Source organism: Isoalcanivorax pacificus W11-5 (assembly GCF_000299335.2).
GTDB classification, from domain to species: domain Bacteria; phylum Pseudomonadota; class Gammaproteobacteria; order Pseudomonadales; family Alcanivoracaceae; genus Isoalcanivorax; species Isoalcanivorax pacificus.
Window position 1 is genome coordinate 2464423 of record NZ_CP004387.1, and the last position, 23257, is coordinate 2487679.

General features: G+C 59.7%; 14 protein-coding genes. 4 read left to right on the forward strand and 10 right to left on the reverse strand.

Annotation, left to right across the window (positions count from 1 at the left end; genetic code table 11):
- Positions 1 to 238: 238 nt before the first annotated feature.
- Positions 239 to 994 (forward strand): glutathione S-transferase N-terminal domain-containing protein, encoded by a 756-nt coding sequence (locus S7S_RS11160; RefSeq protein WP_008737170.1) that lies wholly within the window; start codon positions 239 to 241, stop codon positions 992 to 994.
- A gap of 264 nt (positions 995 to 1258) precedes the next feature.
- Here the strand turns inward: S7S_RS11160 and S7S_RS11165 are convergent, their stop codons facing one another.
- The 7 genes from S7S_RS11165 to S7S_RS11195 form a co-directional block, all read right to left on the reverse strand.
- Positions 1259 to 2623 (reverse strand): MFS transporter, encoded by a 1365-nt coding sequence (locus S7S_RS11165; protein ID WP_008737168.1) that lies wholly within the window; start codon positions 2621 to 2623, stop codon positions 1259 to 1261.
- 134 nt (positions 2624 to 2757) lie between these two features.
- Positions 2758 to 4239, reverse strand: coding sequence for a RimK family alpha-L-glutamate ligase (locus S7S_RS11170; protein ID WP_008737166.1), 1482 nt, complete (start codon positions 4237 to 4239; stop codon positions 2758 to 2760).
- A 111-nt stretch (positions 4240 to 4350) separates the two neighbouring features.
- Positions 4351 to 5073, reverse strand: a complete 723-nt coding sequence (locus tag S7S_RS11175; RefSeq protein ID WP_008737164.1) for a proteasome-type protease — start codon at positions 5071 to 5073, stop codon at positions 4351 to 4353.
- A gap of 19 nt (positions 5074 to 5092) precedes the next feature.
- Positions 5093 to 5887 carry a transglutaminase family protein gene (locus S7S_RS11180; protein ID WP_041025983.1) on the reverse strand — a complete coding sequence of 265 codons (795 nt, stop codon included), beginning with the start codon at positions 5885 to 5887 and terminating at the stop codon, positions 5093 to 5095.
- 13 nt (positions 5888 to 5900) lie between these two features.
- A complete protein-coding gene (locus S7S_RS11185; RefSeq protein WP_008737160.1) occupies positions 5901 to 6830 on the reverse strand; it encodes an alpha-E domain-containing protein in 930 nt (309 codons plus the stop codon).
- Positions 6824 to 8260: a circularly permuted type 2 ATP-grasp protein gene (locus S7S_RS11190; RefSeq protein ID WP_008737157.1), complete on the reverse strand. Its 1437-nt coding sequence runs from the start codon at positions 8258 to 8260 to the stop codon at positions 6824 to 6826. The genes S7S_RS11185 and S7S_RS11190 overlap by 7 nt, the downstream gene beginning before the upstream one ends.
- Before the next feature lie 155 nt (positions 8261 to 8415).
- Positions 8416 to 11052, reverse strand: a complete 2637-nt coding sequence (locus S7S_RS11195; protein ID WP_008737155.1) for a winged helix-turn-helix domain-containing protein — start codon at positions 11050 to 11052, stop codon at positions 8416 to 8418.
- A 205-nt stretch (positions 11053 to 11257) separates the two neighbouring features.
- Between S7S_RS11195 and S7S_RS11200 the strand changes: the two genes are divergently transcribed.
- From S7S_RS11200 to S7S_RS11210, 3 genes are all read left to right on the forward strand, one after another.
- Positions 11258 to 13576: a hypothetical protein gene (locus S7S_RS11200; RefSeq protein WP_008737154.1), complete on the forward strand. Its 2319-nt coding sequence runs from the start codon at positions 11258 to 11260 to the stop codon at positions 13574 to 13576.
- A 128-nt stretch (positions 13577 to 13704) separates the two neighbouring features.
- Positions 13705 to 14178, forward strand: coding sequence for a hypothetical protein (locus tag S7S_RS11205; RefSeq protein WP_008737152.1), 474 nt, complete (start codon positions 13705 to 13707; stop codon positions 14176 to 14178).
- A 70-nt stretch (positions 14179 to 14248) separates the two neighbouring features.
- Positions 14249 to 14626: a 3D domain-containing protein gene (locus S7S_RS11210; RefSeq protein WP_008737150.1), complete on the forward strand. Its 378-nt coding sequence runs from the start codon at positions 14249 to 14251 to the stop codon at positions 14624 to 14626.
- 128 nt (positions 14627 to 14754) lie between these two features.
- On the opposite strand, the gene S7S_RS11215 is transcribed toward S7S_RS11210, so the two are convergent.
- From S7S_RS11215 to S7S_RS11220, 3 genes are all read right to left on the reverse strand, one after another.
- Positions 14755 to 15183 carry a hypothetical protein gene (locus S7S_RS11215; RefSeq protein ID WP_008737148.1) on the reverse strand — a complete coding sequence of 143 codons (429 nt, stop codon included), beginning with the start codon at positions 15181 to 15183 and terminating at the stop codon, positions 14755 to 14757.
- Between the two features lie 404 nt (positions 15184 to 15587).
- Positions 15588 to 16325, reverse strand: a complete 738-nt coding sequence (locus tag S7S_RS19615) for a hypothetical protein (protein ID WP_144401649.1) — start codon at positions 16323 to 16325, stop codon at positions 15588 to 15590.
- Positions 16325 to 23236 (reverse strand): hypothetical protein, encoded by a 6912-nt coding sequence (locus S7S_RS11220; protein ID WP_035204642.1) that lies wholly within the window; start codon positions 23234 to 23236, stop codon positions 16325 to 16327. The genes S7S_RS19615 and S7S_RS11220 overlap by 1 nt, the downstream gene beginning before the upstream one ends.
- Positions 23237 to 23257 lie beyond the last annotated feature (21 nt).

The window sequence follows — 23257 nt, forward strand, 5'->3', positions numbered from 1 at the left end:
CACGGCGAGTTCGCCGGTTGAGGGCCACTACCTTGCATCAGCCCGGGGAGCCGGACAATGACAGGAGTGCTCAACCGCGCTGATCAGATTGGCTAATCCGCTCAGCGTGAAAAAAACCTCGCAAAACCAGGCACCTGCGTACCTGCCGGCCCGCCCGGGCCAATAGGCTGGCAGGCGTTGACCGGTCGCCGGGAGCGGCCTAATGTGCCGGGCAGACACACCACAGGAGAGATTGTCTATGAGCGCAGTGCTCGATTTCAGTACCTCGATGCTGGCCACCCTGAGCGAGCAGGGCCGTGGCGTGCAGTCCCGTGCCGCCGCACGCCAGCCGGAAGAGCTGCTGGAACTGTATGACATGGAGGGCTGCCCGTTCTGCCGCCTGGTGCGCGAAGCACTGACGGACCTGGACCTGGACGCGATGATCTACCCCTGCCCGAAGGGCGGCACCCGGTTCCGCCCGCTGGTGGAAAAACTCGGTGGCGTACAGCAGTTCCCGTTCCTGATGGACCCGAACACCGACGAAGCGCTGTATGAATCCGCCGACATCATCGCCTATCTCTATGCCACCTACGGCGACCGCCCGGCACCGCGCCAGTGGCTGACCAAATCCGTCCACACCGCCGGCTCACTCGGCGCCTCGGTGCTGCGCCGTGGCCGGGGCCTGCGCGCCCGCGAGGCCCGCATGCCACAGGAGCCGCTGGAACTGTTCAGCTTCGAGGCCAGCCCGTTTGCGCGCCCGGTGCGTGAACTGCTGACGGAGCTGGAAATCCCCTACGTCCTGCGCCAGACCGGCCGCACGCAGGCAATGGACTGGGCGCTGCCGGCGATACGCGACCGTATTGCACCGGATTACCGGCCGACGCAGCGCAATCGCGTGGAGTTGCTTGCGCGCGCCGGCCGTGTGGCAGTGCCTTATCTGATTGATCCGAACACGGGCGTGGAGATGTTCGAGTCGCAGGAGATCATTCGTTATCTGAACGGCGAATACGCGTGAGGAGCGGGGCGGGCGTCGGACGTCGGACGTCGGACGTCGGACGTCGGACGCCAAACCCGAAACAAACGATTCTGCCCATGAAGAAGTGGTGTTGTCTGTTGGGCTTCACGCTCTTCGGGGCGGTCGGCCCTGAACAGGATCACGCCGCAACGCAGCAGGGCAGTGCTCCCGCATCGGATACCAAGCGCTTCTGGCTTCTGGCTTCTGGCGTCCGACGTCCGACGTCCGACCCTACATCATCACCCTAACCCGCGATGCCCCTCGTTATTTGTGTTCGGGGTCCGGCCCGGTGACGTCGTCGTCCGGCAGCGGCTCGATCTGCTCCGGGTCAATCACCATCATTTCCAGTTTGTCCGCCAGATCCCATTCCGCCGGCTCACCCGGATGATGTTCCTCGAATTCCTCGTTACGCGGGTCCAGCTCCATCAGCACCGGCGTGGAAATCGGGCCCAGGGTGACATATTCGCCCTGCTCTTCCAGCGGCACCGCGTCGCTGACACGGAACAGGTACTGCACCGCTATCCCCGCCAGCAACAGTGACAGGCCAATGAACACAAACAATGCCGGGTCACCGAACACCCCCATCAACGCCGCCCCCAGCAACGGGCCGATCATGGTGCCCACACCGTAGGTGCGCAGCATGCCGGCGCAGGCGGCCACCAGTTGATCATTCGGCAACTGGTCATTGGCCAGCGCCACGCTGACCGGGTACATGCCGGTGGCCAGCGCATACAGGGCACCCGACAGCCCGAACAGCGCGATCACCGAGGCTGTGCCAAGCAGCGCCGTCCCGACTGCCGCCAGCGCCCCGGTGAACAGCAACGCGGTCAGCACTGGCAGCCGGCCCCAGCGATCTGACAGCCAGCCCGCCGGCCACTGCAACAGCACCGCGCAGAACACGCTGAACGCCATATACCAGGCAACCTCGGAAACGTCCCTCCCGGCCTGCAGGGCATACACCGGCGCCAGTGCGGCGAAGGCACCGAGTGCAATGCCGGACGCCAGCGCGCCGGTGGTCCCGGCCGGCGCCTGCCGGGCCAGCCGGCGCCAGCCCATGGATTCCGTCGAGGACGGTGGCGTGGGGATCAGGCTCTGGGTCAGTGACAGCGGCACCAGCGACAACACGATCAGCATCGCCACCACGGTATAGGCCACGAATTCCATCGGATTGCCAAAGCCAACCAGTATCTGGCCCGCTGCGGACGCCATATAGAAGTTAATGGTGTAGACCCCGAGCAGCTTGCCACGGGAATCATTGGTGGCGCGGTCGTTGATCCAGCTTTCGGTGACAGTCATCAGGCCGGCCAGGCAGAAGCCGACCACCAGGCGCATCAGCGCCCACGCCGGGGCACTGACAAACAGCGGGTGCGCCAGGGTGGTGGCGCAGGCCAGCGCCGCGAACACGGCAAAGGCACGAATGTGACCCACCTTGCGAATCACGCCGACACCATAGATGGCGCCCAGCACGAAACCGGTGGAATAGAAGGCCATCACCACACCGAGCAGCAGCTTGGGCACGCCTTCCATATCCAGGCGCAGGGCCACCAGGGTACCGAGCATGGCACTGCCGCTGACCAGCAACGCAAGGCTCATGAACAGCGCGACGACGGAAACGAGTACGGCTTTCATGCGCCGCAGTCTAGCAGCGCACCGGGTACCCCGCGACCCACTGGCGGAGGAGGGGTGTAAAAAGGTTTGTGAGGGGCGGGCTACGAATTGCGAGCCATAACGCCAGCAACTCGCAGCTCGCCGCTATCGTCCTGTCACACCGCCAACCCGAGCCGGCGAGCTTCCATGCGCCGCAAGAACTCCAGCATGACCTGCCGGTACAGGTCCTCGCCCAGCCAGGCGTCCTCGACCCCGCTGTCCACGTTCGGGTTGTCGTTCACTTCCACCACCACGACACGATCACCGGACTGTTTCATGTCCACGCCGTACAGGCCGTTGCCCATCAGGCGGGCGGCCTTGAGTGCCGTGCGCAATACCTTGGACGGCACCTCCTGCACAGGCAGCGTGCGCGAACCGCCGGAGAGCGTCTTGCCGCCGGCATGGTTGTAGATCTGCCAATGGCCCTTGCTCATGAAGTACTGGCAGGCAAACAGCGGCCGGTTGTTGAGCACGCCGATGCGCCAGTCGTAGTCCGTGTACATGAACTCCTGCGCCAGCACCACCGCACTCTGCTTGAAGTATTCCACCAGCGCCGTCTCCAGCGCCTCGGCACTGTCCGCCTTGCTGATACCACGCGAGAAACTGCCGTCGGGAATCTTCAGCACCACCGGCAGGCCGAGGTCCTCGACCATCGCCTGCACATCGTGCCTGCCACCCCGGAACAGAAAGCGGGTCTTCGGCACCGGTACTTTGTTGCCCTGCATCAGTTCGGCGAAGTAGATCTTGTTGGTGCAGCGCAGGATCGAGCCGGGGTCGTCGATCACCACCATGCCCTCCTGCTCGGCCTTGCGGGCAAACTGATAGGTGTGGTGGTCCAGCGCCGTGGTCTCGCGGATGAACAGCGCGTCGTACTCCGCCAGGCGCGGATAATCCTCGCGGCCGATCAACTCGACATTGATACCCAGGCCCGCGCCCGCACGCACGAACTGACGCAGTGCGCCCTTGTCGCTCGGCGGCAGTTTTTCGTCCGGGTTCACCAGCATGGCCAGGTCATAGCGGAACTTGCGGCGGCTGCCGGCCTTGCGCCAGACGCGGGCGTTGAAGGCCTCCAGCGCCGCGGCGAAGGCGTCTTCTTCCTTGCCCTTGAGCTGATGCAGGCCGATCGGGCGCACCGACTCCACCGTCCAGCTTTCACGGCGGCGGAATGTCAGTTGCAGGATCGGGCACGGCAACTGGTCGAAGATCTGCCGCGCCAGTTCAGTCAGGCCGGCATGCTCGGTCTGGCCGAAATAGATCTTGATGGTGAGCTGGTCACCATCCTGGCGGCGCTTTTTCATCGCCTTGTCCAGCGCCGCCTCGAAGGATTCGAAGTGCAGCCCGTACAGCGCCTTGCGCGACAGGTCGTTGACCGTACGCACCGACGGCAGCCCCCGATGACCACGGGCTTCCGCCAGCAGGGAGCAGTAGTAGCCCGGGCTGAGGTAACGGTAATTACGGCAGAGGTTGATCACCTGTACCCGTCCACTGGGGAAGACGGTGCTGCTGTCCAGGTATTCCTGCGCGGTCATCAGGTGTTTGGCGGGGTAATAGGCGGCCCAGTCTCGGCGGTCTTCGACCACCAGAATCACATTGGTCATGGCACTCCCTGCAGTACCGGAAATTGACGATGGCTGCCTCGCACTTTAGGGGATACGCCCCACCTCCGCCAGTGGATTGAGAGGACGCCGGGGGGGGGCCGGCGTCAGGTTTTACAGACGCAGGGGCGGTAGCGAGCGGAAGGTGTCGCGCAGGCCGTCGGACCAGGCTTCACGCAGTTCACGGTAGAAGGCGTGGTGCTCGTCGATATTGTAGTGGCGGCTGCCGTCAAAGCTGTCCGCGTCGTAGAGCATGGCGTCCAGCGGCAGCCCCACCGACAGGTTCGAGCGGATGGTGGAGTCAAACGAGATCAGCGCGCATTTCATCGCCTGCTCCAGCGGCAGGCGGAAATCCACCACCCGGTCGATGATCGGCTTGCCGTATTTGCTCTCGCCGATCTGGAAATACGGCGTATCCACCGTGGCCTCGATGAAATTACCCGCCGGGTAGACGTGGAACAGCCTTGGCGCCTCCCCCCGGATCTGCCCGCCGACCAGGAAGCTGCTGCCAAAATCCACCCCGCTCTGCCGCTGGCCGGCATCACGATCAATTACCTCGCGCAGGATGCCCCCGACCAACTCGGCGATGTCGTACAGGCTCGGCACATTGAGAATGTGCTTCGGCGCAGCGTCACGGGCGCGCTGGCGCAACAGGCTCAGCACACTCTGCGTGGTGGCCAGGTTACCGGCGCTCATGATCACCACCAGCCGTTCACCGTCGACCTCGAAGCGATGCAGTTTGCGGAAGGTGGCAATGTGGTCAACGCCGGCATTGGTGCGGGAATCCGCCGCAAAAATCATGCCCTGTTCCAGGCGCATGGCGACGCAATAGGTCATCTGTCGTGTGCTCCGAAGGCTATTGTTGCGGCTCGTCGAGCCGCTCCACGGTGGCCACCGCGTGCAGGGACTCGGGGCCGCCGCCATAGCGTACGCCACGCACCGGGCAGGCATCCAGATAGTCCATGCCCACCGCCAGCTTCAGGTGATTGCGTGGCTGGCATTGCTGGTTGGTGATGTCGAAGGTGTGCCAGCCATCGTCCAGCCAGACCTCGGCCCAGGCATGGCTGGCCACATGCCCTTCGTCCTGGCTGTAGAGATAGCCGCTGACATAACGGGCCGGCAGGCCCAGCAGCCGCGCGCAGGCCAGGAACACGTGGGTGTGATCCTGGCAGACGCCCTGCCCGAGCGCGAACGCCTCACCGGCGGTGCTGCCCGCGTGGGTGCTGCCGGGCGTGTAGGGCATGTGCGAGAGCACTTCGACCATCAGTTTTTCCATCCCGGCCCGCCCCGGCTGACGGATGCACTGGTGGGCGAACTCCGTCAGTGCCGCGCTCGGCCGGGTCAGCCGCGTGAAGCGGCTGTGTACCAGCGGCGACAGGCTATCGTCCTCGTCCTCCATGTCCTCGTCCAGCACGTCCACCTCGCCGTGCGCGCGAATGGAAATGGAACGGTGCGGCTCGTCCAGCGTCAGCACGTGCAGAATATTGCCAAAACCGTCCGTGCTGATCAGCGGCGCAGCGGGCATGTCCAGTTGCCAGTCGAGCACACGCTGGCGTGCCGAGCTTTTCGGTGTCAGGCGCACGTACTGCGTACTGTGGCGCGCCAGTTCGTCATAGCGGTAGGTCGTCAGGTGTTCGATGGACAGTCTCATAAGACCTCCAGCCTCATATGACTTCAAGGTAAGCCGACTGGATGGTGTCGGCCAGTTCATTCACACGGCGGAGAAAATCGGTCAGGTATTCGTGCAGGCCGATGGCAAAGACGTGGTCGATATCGCCGTACTGCAGGCGCGCGTACAACACCGCCGCCAGGCGCTTGGCGTCCAGGCCGGAGTCGCCTTCCACCGACGGCAACAGTTCACACAGCATTTCCATGCAGGAGCGCAACGAGCGTGGCACTTCCGCACGCAGGATCAGCATCTCTGCCACGTGCTCATGGGTAATGCGGTCACTGTACAGTTCACGATACGCCTCAAACGCACCGACCGACCGCAACAGGGCATTCCAGCGGTAATAATCCACCGCGCTATTGCCCTTCGGCCCCTGTATCTGGTGCTTCACATCCAGAATCCGGGCGGTGTTGTCGGCGCGTTCGATAAAGGTACCGATGCGGATAAAACGGAACGCATCGTTGCGAATGATGGTGCCGTAGGTAGCACCCCGAAACAGGTGCGAGCGCTCCTTCACCCAGTCCAGGAAAGCGCTGGCGCCCATGGCGATCAGGCCGTAGCGACGGATGTTCTGCAGCTCGATCCAGGTGGTGTTGATGCTCTCCCAGATTTCACTGGTGATCTTGCCACGCACCGCATGGGCGTTTTCGCGTGCCTGGCGGATGCAGCAGTAAATGCTGCCGGGGTTGTCTTCATCCAGAGCGAAAAAGTGCAGCACATTGTTGACCTGCACCGTATCGTATTTCTCGATATAGCGTTCCAGGCTGCCGGTGATTTTCAGGGGCGCGGCGACTTCCTCGTTCACCGTTTCCGAAAACGGGATCAGTGACAGGTTCCAGGCCACGTCGAGCATCCGGGCGATATTCTCCGCGCGCTCCAGGTGCCGCGACATCCAGTACAGTTCCGATGCGGTCCGGCTCAGCATGACGGCGCCTCCAGTACCCAGGTGTCCTTGGTGCCACCGCCCTGCGACGAGTTCACCACCAGCGAGCCTTCTTTCATGGCCACACGGGTCAGCCCGCCCGGCACCAGACGCACCTCGCGGCCACTGAGGACGAACGGCCGCAGGTCGATATGCCGTGGCGCGATGCCCTCCTCGACGAAGACCGGGCAACTGGACAGCGACAGCGTCGGTTGCGCAATGTAGTTCTCCGGATACGCCACCAGTTGCTTGCGGAACTGCTCGATCTGCTCGCGCGTACTGGCCGGGCCGATCAGCATGCCGTAGCCACCGGCGCCATGGACTTCCTTCACCACCAGCTCATGCAGGTTGTCGAGCACGTGGCCAAGATCATCTGCCTTGCGACACTGCCAGGTGGGTACGTTTTTCAGGATCGGTTCCTGGCCGAGGTAAAAGCGGATCATGTCCGGCACATAGGGGTAAATCGACTTGTCATCCGCCACACCGGTACCGACCGCATTGGCCAGCACCACATTGCCTTCACGGTAGGCAGACATCAGGCCCGGCACACCAAGCATGGAATCCGGCTCGAACGCCAGCGGGTCCAGGTAGGCGTCATCAATACGGCGATAGATCACATCCACCCGCTGCGGGCCGGCGGTCGTGCGCATGTAGACGAAGCCCCCCTTGGTGAACAGGTCAGCACCTTCCACCAGCTCCACGCCCATCTGCCGGGCGAGGAAGGCATGTTCGAAATAGGCACTGTTGTAGCGGCCGGGTGTCAGCACCACTACGCACGGGCTTGCGACATGGCAACTCTGCGCCAGCATTTCGTGCAGCAGTGCCGGATAATGGTCCACCGGCGCCACGCGATGCTTCGCAAACAATTCCGGGTACAGCCGCATCAGCATGCGGCGGTTTTCGATCATGTAGGAGACCCCCGACGGCGTGCGCAGGTTGTCCTCCAGCACATAATAATCGCCGTCGTTGTTGCGGATCAGATCGACACCTGCGATATGCGCATAGATGGCGTTTGGCAGGTCCAGCCCCTGCATGCAGGGCTGGTACTGGGCATTGGCAAATACCTGATCCGCCGGAATGCGGCCGGATTTCAGGATCGCCTGGTCGTGATAGATATCGTGCAGAAACAGGTTCAGCGCCTCGACCCGTTGCAGGATGCCCTGCTCCAGCGCCTGCCACTCGGCCGCCGGGATGATGCGCGGCAGGCTGTCGAACGGGATCAGCCGTTCGGTGCCCTCCTCGGCGCCGTACACATTGAAGGTAATCCCGACCCGGTGAAAAAGCAGATCCGCTTCCTTGCGCTTGCGCTCGATGGTGTCCATCGACACCCCTTCGAGCCAGCGCCAGTAGGCGGCATATTGTTCCCGCACCTTGCCGGGTGCGCCAAACATCTCGTCAAACCCGCCTGCGGGCGGTGTAGTCACCTTGATCATCAGGTCCTGCCCTCGACATCGTCTCCTGCCTGAGGACCTCAGCAACCACCATGCCAACAACCACTGCGTAAATCCGCCTGCTTCAGGCCCGAAAATGGCGCACCGCACCACAACGGATCAATTCGCGCACCAACGCAACGCACCCAGGCAACGTATCAGGGCTGTCCATGCCGGGCCAGCCAGACAATGGCCTCGGCACGGCTGCTGACTCCGAGCTTGGCGAAAATATTCTTCATGTGCCATTTGATCGTCGTCACTGCCACACCGGAGGTTTCACTGATCTCGCGGTTGGACAGGCCATCACGCAGCAGCGTCAGGATCTCCGCCTCGCGGGCCGTGAGCGCGGCAGTCACGGGTGCAGCCACCGGCATCTGAGTGGACGGCAACAGCGAGGCGAACATCTGCAGGTAGATATCCGGCAGGGTCACCTCGCCAAGCCGGTGCGCCTCCGCGACCACCAGCGCCAGGCCCGGTGCTTCATCAAAAGCAGTACGATTCAGCGCTTCCAGGCCATAACGTGCTATCAGCGCTTTCAACTGCTGTCGCGCGGCAGCAGGCCGCCCCCGACGCCAGGTGCCCGCCACCCGGCAGGCATCGGCCACCAGCGCCCTGGCATTGGCGCCCTGCCGGCGCAACATGCCGGCAATGGCCGCGAGCACACCGTCGGCACGGTCATAATCCTGCCGCGACCACAGCCACAGCACCACGCCCATGCCGGCCCGTTCGCGGTTTTCATCATAGGTCCCGGCGGCCTGCCATTCGCCGGCCAGCAAACGGGGCAGCAGGCGATATTCCGTCATCACCTGCTCCATGCGATGGTGATCGCCGGCGGCGAAGGCCTGACGCATTTTTTCGTGCACAAGCTGGCTGACAAAACGGTCGTAATTCCCCAGCGTGAGAATCCGTTCCAGATGCTGCAACAGCCGTTGCGCCCGGCCCGGCTGGCCAGCCAGATCGAACAACCGGCTCATATTCAGATACGCCGCCGCAATCACCTCGGTGGCGCAGGAGGAACTGACCCTGGGCAACAGGCTGTCACCAAGATGACGGGCCTGGTCAAGCTGGCTCATCTCGTAATGCAACACCATCATCGCCGTGGCGGCATTGACCCAGGCCGGGCCCGGCGCATCAGGCTGGTAGCGCCGGAACATCTCATGCACCGACTGGGTGGCGTGCAGCATACGGCCACGATTGCGGTCGCACAGCACCAGGATCAGGTCGGCGTAGCTTTCCAGGTAACGGTAGCCGAGCCGCGAGAGAATATCCTTTGCGCGCTGGGCGTAATGCAACGCCGTGTCGAATTCCGCATGCAACAGATAATGGTAAGCAATGATCGCCAGCGAAAAAGCACGCACATCATGCTGCCCGGTGGAGGCGAGCAATACTGCCTGATCATCATCGATACGAAAATGACAGTCGCGCTGGAAAAACAGCAACATGCTTTCCAGAAAGGCCGGCGTCCAGGCTTCCGCAAAGCGCCCCTGGCGCTCGGCCGGCGGCACCGCCAGCGAGGCGTCAATGTAGTAGCGCGCCTGATTGAAACGCCGCGACAGAATCAACGCACCGATCAACGGGCCGCACAGATCCGTATTCGGCACCACCTGCGCTTCCGGCAACGCCAGCAGCCAGTGCATGATGCGTGTGTAGTCACCGCGCTGGTGCCACAGATAGCAGCACTGCGTGAGCATCTGTTCGAAAAAATGCGGAGCCGCCACCTGGCGCGCATGCTGCAACGCACTCTCTTCCTCCGCATGGTCACGCCACCAACAGGCCGCCCGGCGATGCAGCTGGTCAAGCGTGTCCGGCGCACTGGTCTGCAAGCGCGCCAGCAGAAACTCCTGGAACAGCGTGTGGTAGCGCATCCAGCCTGGGTGGTCCTCGACCGGGTGCAGAAACAGCTCGCGCGATTGCAGATAGGACAGCACCGGTGCGCTACTGCCCGGTCCGTCCAGCAGCGCATCACACAACGGTTCGCAAAAACGCTCCAGTGCTGCCGTGTGCAGTAAAAAACGATGTACTGCCGGAGGCAGATCATGGATCACCACCTCGGCAAAATAATCCAGCAGCGCCGGCTGGTCGGAAAACCGCAGCGGCCCAGCCGGCGCCTGCGCCAGCAACGCCAGCTTGATGCCAGCCGCCCAGCCTTCGGTCAGCGACAGCAACCGCTGCCGCTCCACGGGCGCCAGCCCGGGGCAATAGTGCGCGCACAACACATCCAGCTCCGCCGCACTGAAACACATCTCCGTGCGGTCGATGACCTGCACGCGGTCTTCCAGTTGCAGGCGGCTCAACGCCAGTTGCGGCTGGCCACGGCAGGCGATGACCCAATGCAGCGACGCGGGTGAGGCCTGCAATACACCGGACAGCACAGCGTGGATCAGCGCGTCATCGGCGAACTGGAATTCATCGATCATCAGGAAAAAGGGCGCCGTCACCCCTGCCAGCGCCTGCAGCAAGGCATCCACCAGTGCCGCTGCCGGCAACGCAGCCTCGGCACTGAGATCGTTATAGGACAGGCCTTCAAATTCCGGCACCACTTCCCGGATGGCCGCGTCCAGCCGCGAAAAAAAACTCACCGGGTCTGCATCGCGCCGCGTCAGTGAAAGGCTGGCAATCTGCCATTGCGAACGCGCCACCCGCCATTGTTGCAGCAACGTGGATTTGCCCGAGCCGGCCGGCGCCGGCAATAACGTCAGCGTGTACGCGGCCGCCTGGTCCAGACGGTCGAGCAGCGCAGGCCGTTCGATCCAGAAACGCCCGCCGGACTGTGTGCGATGATGGTGTTTTGCCATTTTTTTATCTGAACAGGTGCCGCTTCATGCCTTGCTTCATGCCTTTTCCGTAGCTTGCGATGCCCGTGCCGTCTTTTTGTGTGAGCGCGCATACATTGGCGCGCCGCCTGTTACCCCTGCGCCCCTACTTAAGGAGGGCGCCCTGAACGGTACTTGTGTGCCAATGTTATGACCACCCGAGAGACGCCTGTAAAGGAGCATAACAATGACGGCGCGCACACTTTGGCTGACCTGCCTGTTCATCCCCCTGATGTCGGGGTGCATCGGCGACACCGTGGGGGATTTCCCGCATCAGGAAGAACTCTGCGATTTCGACAGCACCCGCGAACTGGCGCGAGCGGCTTCCGCCGTTTCGTTTCCGCAACCTGTGGTCGACACCCTGCTGATCAATGGCGCCCTGGCCTGGAGCGCCACACTGCCCGGTGCAGCGCCAACGCTTTCACCCGGCGATGTGGTCACCCTCAATGGCACCGGCCTGGGTAATGGTCCGGATGTTGATTTCACCAAACTCATGATTGGCAACAGCCGCGTGCTGGAAACCGATCTGAAAATGTACAAGCAGAAGCTCGACCTCAACGCACAGGTCAACTTCGAAATTCCGGAAACCCATTCCACCTGGGACAAGGACGTCATCAGCTGGACCAACACCCAGGTCGTGTTCCGGGTGCCAGTACACGTCAGCGGCGGTCCGTTGAAACTGCAAGTGCAAAAGCGCATCGGCTACAACGAATCCCTGCTGCGGCCGGGCCAGGCGCACAACATCATTGATGCACAGACCAAGCGCATCACCGATGACAGTTTTATCCACACCTGCGACGTGGTGTCAGTGCTTTCCGACGAAGTGAAGGCCATCACACCGATCAATGTGACAGTGAGCAACCCGGACTTTGACAACCTGGTCGCCCAGGGCCGCGCCATTTTCTGGGCCTACGACTACAACATCGGGCTGGCGCACAAGGTACGCAACCTGGACTGGACCAAAATCTTCAACTACCAGACCACCGACCCGATCACCCGCCTGCCGGCCGACCCGGCGCTACTGTTCGGTGCCCACCCGACGGTGGCCGGCGAAGTGCCGCCCGAAGCAATCAACGACGTCTATTTTGATCCGTATCCGCAACCGAACCCGATTCCCGGCTGGCTGACCATCGAACCGCAGTTCATGAAAGGCAACACCAGGGACTCCGGCTGGGTAGGCTACCGTTACGCACAATCCAGCCACCCCTACACCGGACGTGGCGAATGGATCGGCTTCAACTGCGCCTCCTGCCACGGCTATCGCATTACCTATGAACAGGCACCCGGGCAGGCAGTCACGAAAGTCTTCCCCGGCCTGCCGAACCCGGAATGGACCATGAAGTGGACTATTCTCGGTGACAAGAACGAAGCCACCACCGCCACCTTCGATGGCATCGTGCGCGCCGAACCCGGCCCGCCCTCCGACCCGGACTCGAAAAACATCGACCGCACCACGCTGGTCTACTACATGCCCGCCGGCACCGGTGAACACAACCTGATTCGCGGTTCCGACGAAGGCAGCGAGACAGACAACGACTACCAGTTCTCACCCATCGCCATTCCAAACGTGAGCTACTACATGCCGATCCGCCGCTCGTTGTCGCACACCGAGTCCTACGTCGGCTTCGAAGGCTCCTACATTCATTCCGAAGAGCCGGACGGCGCCATGGGCTCCATGGGCGCCCCCTCATTGAAAGCCCTGACCGCCTACATGACCGTGCTGGACCAGGACGACGATGATCTGCGCAACGCAGGCCTGTACCGCTGGCTGCAATCCACCGGGCGCCTGGCGGCCCAGACCGGCAACCCGGGCCTGAGCGAAGGCGCCTTCGTCCAGGCCGGCTGGCAGTCCTTCCCCGGCGTGGTCAGTGCCGTGAACACCGGCAAGACCGCCTTTGATCGCGACTGCGGCAGCTGCCATACCGATGCCCTGGGCTCGCACACCAACGAGAAAATGTTCCGCCTGGATGAAGTGGGCCGCTTCTTCGCCCCGACCATCTACCAGAAAGACCAGCAGTCGATCCGCGTCAACTTCCTGCGCGACGTCTACTGGACCCAGTCCCGCGGCCTCTTGAGCGACGGTCATGTGCGCAATGTGGAAGATCTGGTGCACCCGGACCGCTGCACCGAAGGCACTGCGCTGTACAACCAGTACTACACCCTGCACGCGCCCGTGCGCCCCGCTCCGGGCACGCCGGACCAGCCAACCCCCTGGCCAGACGTGAATCGCAAGGGTGACGTGTTCCGCATCTACAAGAACGTGGAATACAGCAGCAATGACCCGTCCACCCAGCGCAACCGCTTCATCGAGCGCCACAAGTACTTCGTCGAAGTGGCCTGGGACGACGAACACTACTATTGGGATTATCAGAAAATGCGTGCCGAATATGGCCCGGATGAAATGGGCACCGATGGCCCCATCGGCCTGCCGGCCGCGCCACACCCCTGGTGCGCCGCCAGCGCCGGCGATGTCATGGACCTGACACAGTACGTCCTGACCCTGTAACCAGGACCACCGCCCCGGCCAGCCCGGGGCGGTGCTGTTTTACCGGAGTGAGCACTCCGTCGTGTCATCCTCCCGCCAGAGCCATTACCCTCAGCGCCATCACTGACCCTCATCTTCAGGACACGTGAATGGATGCTTCCCCCTATCAGGCTCCCGAAGCCGAGCTGCAACCCGCACAGGGCGCCCCCGCTGCCGATACCGCGCTATACAGGATTTCCGGCATTGGGCTGGCTACCCTGCTGGCCGGCTTCGCCGCCGGCGGCCTGCTGCTGGCCCTGAACGGCAAGCGCCTGGGCCGCCCCAACGCCATGCTGCACTACTTCGGCGGCGCCCTGCTGGCCACCGGCGCCGTCATCGCGGCGGGCCTGCTGCTTCCGGAGAACATTCCCTCCGCCGTATTCGTGGTGCCGCAGATCCTGATCATGGTCCACCTGGCCCGCAGCCTTCAGGGCCCGGCGCTCGCCCAGCACGACACCGCCGGCGGACGCTTTGAATCCAACTGGAAAGCCTTCGGCATCAGCATCCTGATGATCATCGCCCTGTTCGCCGTGATCCTGGCCGGCATGCTGCTGTTCGACCCCGCCCTGCGCGCCGAACTCTGACCCTTCCGGCCCTTGCCGGCGGCCCGGGGCTGCTGGCAGACTGCGCCGGTCAACCCACGAACCACAGTCTATGCGCCACGCCCTGCTGACATTGCTGCTCACGCTCGCCCTCCCCGGCCTGGCGCTGGCCTCCCAGCCGCGTGAGATGACCGTGCGTGCCTCTGCCTACAATTCCCTGCCCGGCCAGGGCATGGGCAACCCGTCCATCGGCGCCTGGGGCGACCACCTCAAGCCCGGCATGAAGGCCATTGCCGTTTCCCGTGACCTGCTGGAGTCCGGCATTCTGAACCACCGCAGTGTGGTGCGGATCGAGGGGCTGCCGGGGGAATACCTGGTGCTGGACAAGATGCACCGGCGGTGGGAAAGGAAGATTGATATTTATTTTGGGGAGGACCTGGAGGCGGCCAGGGAATGGGGAAATCGGCGGGTGGTGATTAGCTGGGATTGAAAAGCGCGGTTTACGCAGACATCACCGAGAGTATCGCGCTCACTCAATGCAACTGACCAGCCTTCACTGATTGGCTAATCCGGTGACTCTGAACACCCAGTCATGCGGGCAATAACCATCACTGTACACTATACTCTCCACAGCCCCTTGAACACCCTTTCAACAGTATCTTTATCCAGACCAGACGGCGGAGTACGTTGAGGAAGGTCTACAAACCTACCATCTTTATAAATCCAAAAATAACCACCATCTTCATGATCTGCATAGTCGGGGAATTCATAACCCAACACGAGGGTAAAGCCGTCGATTTTCAACAACGGACGCAAGGATGAGAACTGTATTTCATCATTGCCATCCCAGCATGCCATAACCTGAGTTCCATCGGCCTCAACCTCATCAGGGTACGCCAGCTCTTCAATTGAAGAATAGAGAGCTTCATAACCAGGTTCCACATCATCGTCCAGAAGAGGGCGCGTATCCTCGAGAAGATAATCAGCCAGCATTCTTGCTGAGTTGTCATCGGGACATTGGATCAAAACATGTAATCTAAGCGACATCCGTCAGCTCCTCAATAAAAATTCATGCATCAATCATTCATTTATCATACTTAAACGTCCAAATCCTCAGTGATTTTAACCCTCTCATTTTGACCATACTCAGACCAGACATTTTCTTGACGAACCTGGCAGACAAGGACGTAGCAGCCAACCACTGCAACAACATCTATCTGATCTCTGACAACGAATATTGCAATATCTTCTCGTGCTTTATCAAACAAGGAAATCTCATAACTTTACCATCAGGGTAAAACAAAGCCACTTTAGAAATCATAAATAGAAATCATCAGCGTACATCATACATTTAATACGCACCAAAAATCCTCAACATATAATTCCTTTTATCATTAGATAATTCTGCATGCCGCCAGGCAGACAAAGACATGCCAGAAACCGGGGCGTCATTAATCATCGTTACTGTAATATAAATTCCACAATCTCAAAATATCATCCTTTCTATGACCCATTAGTTCAGCAAGCTGCCGGGCATCCGGAGACATATCGGACAACGGAATCTCATCAATTACTGAAAACATAGCAGGCACAGTAACTCTTTTCGATTCCCATTTCATATTTGGAGGAGTTTCAAACGCACGAATAAAGAAGTCAAACAATCTGCAAATAAGTGCCGAATCTCTATCTCCTTTCAAAAAATCAATTGATAGAGAAATGAAAGTACGACACCACATCACATGCGACCACTCTCTGTGAATTTTTTCGGGATAATTGCCTGATAGAAAATCATCCCAATGACACATGACACCATTAATAAATGATTCTGAATGCTGCTCAAACCAGAATACCCCACGATAGAAACTGTCATAACATCCAATAAAACCACCTAGAACCGCCAACCTTCCCATCGCACTAAAACACTCAGAATCAAAATGCCATTTGCATATATCTGGAGAGTCATATGGCGTAGAGATAAACTTCGTTCTTGGCGGCATGTATGAATCAATTTCTCCTTTCAAAAAATACCGCTTTATCTGCGCCTTCTCTTTAGCGGAGGCGCCTGACCATACAGCCTTCGACAAAACCCTGAAATCAGCCTTCCGTTGCTCCATCCAGGCTGGATCGTCAGTACGCCACAGGTAACGAATACGGGCACATGCTTCTTTGTGTGCTTCACTCAACGACATTATTGTACCTCACATAGGTTTTCCATGAGCCAGGTGGGCAAGGACACATCAGCCACCCACTCCTGTAGCGCCTCGACCTCCTCGCCCAGCACCCAGTCTGCCGCAGCATTTTCCGCCCTGGATATAAGGGGAATCTCGAAAAATAGATATTCCAGCGGCCCCAGCAGCTCGTCTATCTGGTCACCGATAAGAACGCGGAATTCCTCAATCTGCTCTTGCGAAAACTCCCCGTCACTTAACGCCTTTTGCAAATCAGCAAAATCATTACCACCCAACTCATCCATCAGGCGCTTCGTCAAATCTCTACCGGCATCACCCGCCTCAATAGCAAAGAAGGTACCCAAGCTAAAGGGCGCCACTGTGCTATCCCGCCACTTGGCAAGCCCTTGACCAGATTGGCGTAGTATATAGCGGCGATATTCCTCTGCATTCATCCCGGTGGAGTGCTTGAACGCTACAGCATCAATATTCAAAGGGCGCTGCAATATAAACTCCTGCAGTTCAGCAAAGCGTCCAAGCCGGTCATCGGTAGCGCCCAATGGCTGCAGAGGGCTCGGTGCATCAATCCAGGGAGTTGCAACGTTCTTGGTTTCTGTTTCTTCGGACAAACGATAACGGCCGTTTGGTGTCTTTTTCAGCTTCCTCCAGGTACGGCGCTCCGCTTTCCACATCTGGAACCACAATCGGTGGCGGGCTGGCTTGATCTGCATGTCTGGATCGTTTTTATACTCCACATCCCAATAATCTTCCCTGAGCGCATCACGCGAAGCGACAAAGTCGTAGAAATGTTGGCGATGTGCGGCTTGACGGAAATCCAGACCACGGGTCTGCCGCCCATCCCAATGGGTAAACCGACTCGGATTTCTATACATCCAAGACTTGACTTCGATCCAGTATCTCTTCTGATTACCTTCGCCAGCGAGTACCAAGTCAGGCTTCCTGTAGAAAGGATGACCATGACGAACCAATTCTCCCCGACGGTTCTCCTTCATCATAGCCACCTTTATCTTGTTTTCACCGGAGCGGGGGTCTGAATAAAGTATCTCATACTGATCGGGATTTTCTATTCCCAGAGCGCCGCCAAATTCGTAGAGGGCATGGTAAGCTCCCGTCACTAGAATTTCGAACGCCTTACCATGCGTGCGGTTTGTTATCGTGCACTTACGATCCCGTTCATTCTCATCTTCAATTTCACCATTTACTGCCAAGCCCATACCAACAAACCAGGCTGCGATGTCAGCTTGAACAGTTTCACTCACTTGTGGTTCCAGTTTAGCGCAGCTATCGCAATCAGCCATCTCTAGGCGCGACATCAAGTATGCCACTGCAGGCAACATCTCCGCTGGCGTCACTCTTGAAGTGGTTCCTCCCTGCATAAAGGCAATGAAATTTGCCGGTGCCGCGCCCCCCGCCTTGCGGACAGCCTGCCTCAGTACCACCATCAAAGCGCGAAGACCATACACCAGTGGTCCAGCAGCATGCGCCTGCGGCAAGAGCGAGAACTGCCACTCGTTTGCACCCACGCCAGTCGGCACCATATTAGGAAAGAGTTTCTTGAGCTCAGTGGGTGCCGTCTTCAGGCCTGACAGCAAGGTAATGACGTACACACTCAGCAATTCCGGCTCTTGGTAGATATCCTGATCAACGGCCAGAAACTCATCCAGGAATGCAGCCATCTGCCAGCCCGTGGCCCGGCAAGGCGTCGGATTCCAGGCCAGAGGTGTACCCACATTGACGGTAGCCGGTACCTGGTCGCAGGTAACGTCGTAACGCGGCATGGGAATGCCTTCGGTAGCCCAGCCATTGGCAGGCAGCGATAAAACACGGATCCAGGTCCAGAAATCTCTGCGATTACTGATGGCCTGACCCACGATTTCTGCCAGATCAGGCCGGACTTCCTCAAGTTCACTCCAGACCACCAACCCTGTCACCAGAGCCTGCAAGAGAAGTTCCTCTCCCTGGTTAGCCTGAAGCACCGCTTGCTGTAGATAATCCAATGCATAGATTGCCAAATCGCCATCATTGTGAGTGGCGAAATAGCTCTGCATCAACTCAGTGTTGGACTGCAGTGATTGATACCTCGGTGAGAAGGATAGCCATGCAATGGCACCGGCCACATTCTCTCGGGCATTGTTATAAGCCGACTCGGACGAAAACCTATGTGCAAGTTGAGTCACTGCAACACGAGGGTCTGGAAAGAGTGATTCCATAGGCAACATACTGGCCAACTGACTCGGGGCTACTATGTTCTCATCGAGAACACCCGCATATGTGGCAGCCAGCCGATCATAAACGGATCTGCTCAGTACATTATGATGAATATGGATGTCATTGTCTGTTCGCAGGCCAACAGATACGGAGGGCAACTGAATCGGGTTCTGTTGCAGGTAAGACGTTGCTGACAAAGAAACGTGAGCAATACCTTCACTGTTGTATGTACCTTGAGGCGATTGCAATGCCAACAAAGCCGGGCTTTCCCAGTCATAGAGACGAAAGCCGGCAATCTTGCCGCCAAACCCACTACCAAGAGTAAGCCAGCGGGCGTCTTCCTCCACTGGGTTTCTCAAAGCACCGGCTACGACCACGCTCAATATCTCGGCGTCAACCGCGACATAAAGCTCGCCATCACGGTAACCCGCACTGACCGACTGCCATTGCCCCATCTGAATTGACGGGCCTTGCAAAACAACCGACTCATCGCCAATTTTTGCCTTCAGATCGAGGCGGCCTTCTTCCAGCACCAGGACAAATGCCCCCCCACCGACATCAAGCACCCGCCCCGGTGCATCAGGGTTGATCCAGAAATTGTAGGACGGCTGCGCAACTGCTACGCCGTCGAACCCGAGAAGGTCCCACTCACTATGTGGCGCGGCGGCGGTTGGTGTATTGAAGGATAAAGCCTGAAACCCAGGGTAAGGCGAGGAAGCCAATGCAACTCCACGGGTAGTCGTACGGTAAGTACGTGTCTGATCGTAAGGAAAATCCTGAAATCTGGTCAGAATAACGGGCTCACGATTGGGCAGATGGTAGCTGTCGAATACGACTGCGTAATCATCTCCCGGTGTGCCACGCAGAGTGACAACAGGATCAACGGGATAGATGACCTGCGCCTGGGCCCCTGTAAATGTGGTTACACTGGCGTTCCCGGCCACGCCAGTGTCAACCAGAACATAATGATCTTGTTCAACCGAGTCGGCCGTGCGGCTTTCCACAGCCACTGTTGTGACCTGAGGGTCATTCAGATGCAAACGTGCGGCGATCTGATACGTGCCGGGTATTTCTGGCGCCCGCCAGGTAAAGTTCACCACACCCTCAGCATTGGTTTGAGGATCCATCGCCTCAATAGTCCCGCCGGAGCTTCCTATATCGACAAAAATCCCTCCATGAGCACCAGGGCCACCGCCCACTTTTGCCTGAAGCTCATAGCGCTCACCGGCAACAGCTTGCCCCGGGGTATTAAGCAGCGAGACGCTCAAGGCCGAAACCGGGACCGAAATTGATGAATCGGCCTCACCGGCACTAATTTGCAAGTCAAAATTACCGCTGACACTGCCACCCGTGACTAGTGCTGTGGCTCTGCCATCTTGAGTAAAACCCTGATAAGAAAGCAGGTCGATATGACCCTCCTCCCTAAACATGATGGGAGAGCCGTCCTCAACCAAGTTACCGTACTGATCGTACACAATTGCTTCAACTGTCGCAGAGCCGGCTCGCTTTGAATAGGCCCTCCCTGTGATAGTTGATACGATCAGTGCAGGCTTCCCTGCTATCACCACCAAATCCATGGAACTTACCGTCGATGCATCGTCTCCCTCCAGAAGGGCCTCGACTCGGACTCTATTATCTGTGTGCGGCGCAAGCGTGACAGTCACTTGTGATGCACCGTGTTCATCCAGCACAACTCTGGATTGGCTAAGCTGGGCATCCCCTTCAACAACTCGCCATTCTATAAACTGGGGCGCCTTGTCACGTTGATCTTCCAGTAACGCTGTGTAGCCCATCAGGACTGCATAAAGGTTGATCTCTGGATTATCTGCATAAACATATACAGCCTGGCTACTGACTAAATCACTATCTTCCTCAACACCCACCGCAAGGTGCCAAAACGCCCATTCCCACAGCACATTTTCGGGGTCATGACTCATATAGAGCCTGATACTGAGGAAGTCCTGCGCATCAAGCGATGATAGATGCTCAAGATTGCCCAACTCGGCTGGCAGCTCTCCCCCGGCGGGGATAGTGATTTCCTCTTCTCCTACGGCCAGAACAAATTCACGCTCGCCATCGAAGCCGGCCAGAGGATCACTGCCCGGTAATACCAGACCATAGAGTGCCCGAATCAGATCATCACCGCTGGCAATCACCGGATTAGGGCTGTCTAGCAGGTTTCGACTGACTTCGTTGCCCTCTTCATCTGTCCTGATCGCTTCCAGCTCATCGACTTTGAAATCTATCTGACTGAATCGATACTCCGGCCTGACCACCCAGGCATACTGCGGATCAATCTCGGCCATTTCTTCTTCATTCTCTTCCGCCAGCTTGCGCGCCTCCGCCCGCAGGGCCAGGGTAGTGGCTTCGTCATAGCGGGGGACGTACAGCGGCGCGAAGTGGTTGGGCCGCCCGGCCAGGGTCGGGTGGGCACCGCTCTGGTCGTATTGGCAGTGACTGCACACCTCCTTGTTCAGAGCGCGGCCGAACAGGTTCAGGTAGTAATGCTCGTTGCCCTGCCCAAATTCCGGCAGCCGGAGCAGTTGCAGTTGCCGCCCTGGCCCGATACCGAACTCCGCCACGTTGCCGGCGCTGCCGGCGCTGCCGGCCGTTAGTGCTTCATCCAGGGACGTACTGTCCTCCACCGCCTGCCCGGCACTCACTGCCACGAGATTGCCGTCCACCACTTTGGCCAGCCGCCCGGTCAGGCCGTAGTCTTCTCCCCGGTTGGTCCCCAGCGCTGCGGGCATCGGTGAGCCATCCGGTGCCAGCCATTCGGTATAGAGCCCGACGATGATGTCACTGCTGGTGGCCGCGCCCTCGTGGCTGATCAGGTATTCCCGTTCCTCGCCCTGGGTCAGCCCGGCTTCGATTTCTGTCAGGCGTTGAGCCCAGACTTTGACGTTGGGTGGCAGCAATTCCAGTTCAGGAACTTCCTGGCGGGCGGCGCCATCCCCGGCGCCGGGCCGGCCAAGCTCAAAGCGCAGGCTGCCGGTGTAGCCGGTGACCCGGTTGATGGCCACGATATGCAGGGATTCGCCCGGGGCGGGCAGGTCCACTTCGCGAGCCTGGTAGCGGGAGCTGAACCCCAGTTCTTCGCTTTCGGCACTGAATTTCTCTTCATCCGGCGCGCCGGTGATGCCGCTTTGACCGTAGGCGGCGTAGCTGTTGCGGCGGCTTTCCGCACCACGAAGCAGGGTGTGCCAGAGGTAGCGGTTGTTCTCGACGCGGCTGGCGCGGCCGGCATAGGGGCCTTCCGGCAGGCCGCTGACTTCCACCAGCAATTCGCCGGTGCTTTCCCGGAAGATATAGACATCGGTGTGGCGCAGTGCGTCTTCGCTGATGCCGGTCAGTATCCCGGTGGCGCGCTGATCCAGGCTGCGATCGGCAAGACGCCACAGGTCCGGCACCCGTTCAGCCAGGGTCTCTGCCTCCGGGCTGCGTGAGCCGGAGGAGAAATAAACCGCCTGCCAGGCACCCTCTTCATTTTCCTGCGGAACGGTATAGTCCATGCCGGTTTCGTCATCGGTTTCGGTCACTTTATCGGCCAGCAGGACCGTATCGTTTTCTCCGTCACCGTCGAAATCCCATTCCTGTGTGGTGGGATCGCCTTCCCGGTTTTCTCCTTCGTAGGTCACCGTATCGCCCACCGGAATCGGCGCGCCACCGGGGGTGTTGGCCAGGTGCATCTCACCCACCAGCCACAGCACATCAATTAGGAAATCGAAGCGGTTCGGCCGGTAGCCCGCATCGCCGCAGGCGGCGTAGACCGTGCGCAATTCGTAGTAAGGCGGGATGCCCAGGCGATTGGGGTTGAAGGGCACCGTCGGCACGGTCAGGGTCAGCGGGAACTCGATGCCCGGCACCAGGTAATAGCCCCAGCCGGTGCGCATGCACAGCATGGGCGCATTGACGTTGTAGCGGCCATCGCTGCCCGTCAGGGCGTAGCTGGGGCCGTACCAGCCCAGTTGTTCAATCGTGGCATTGGCCACCGGGCCGAAGATGTCGTCGCCCTCCTGCAATCGTTGCTCTGACTGTTCCGTGGCGCCGGGCTCAGCATAGAAGGCGGTCCGATACGTGAACACCTCGACATCGAAATCGCCACTACCCACGCCGCTGCCCTGTGCCGTGTCGATGATGTTGCCGTCCGCGCCCATGAGCAGTGATGACACGCTGTCTTCCAGTGCGGTGTCCCGGTCGAACAGGAACGGTGCTGCAATCAGTACATGGCGGCGGGTATCTTTGCCGAAGCGGTCTTCTTCGCCCAGTACCACCACCGTGTGGATGTGCGTCGGCAAGGTCAGCGGCTCACTGATGTCTCCGTTGGCGAGTTTCAGCCCCTGGGCCAGCATATCCCGTGTGATAAATTCTGCCCGGCTGGCCAGCTCCGGTTGTGTCGCGCGCAGCGTTGCCCAGCGGGACAGCACTTCCCGGTATTCATCGCCGGAGAGAATGTAGCTGCCGTCCAGATGGCCACCCGCCACGACCTCGCCGATCTCTTCGACTTCGGTTGTTTCGGCCGTTACCGCATTGCCCTGCGTGCGGGCCTTGATGAGGATAGGGCCACCGTTGGGGCCGACCACCTGGGCGCGGGCCATGACGTAGCCCTGGGAAATCACCGGCGTGACTTCCGGTGTCGCCACAAACATGCCAGCGCCCAGCAGGCTGGCCAGCGCAGCATTGCCTGACAGCAGCGTGGCCATAACCACGCAGCACAGTCTGAT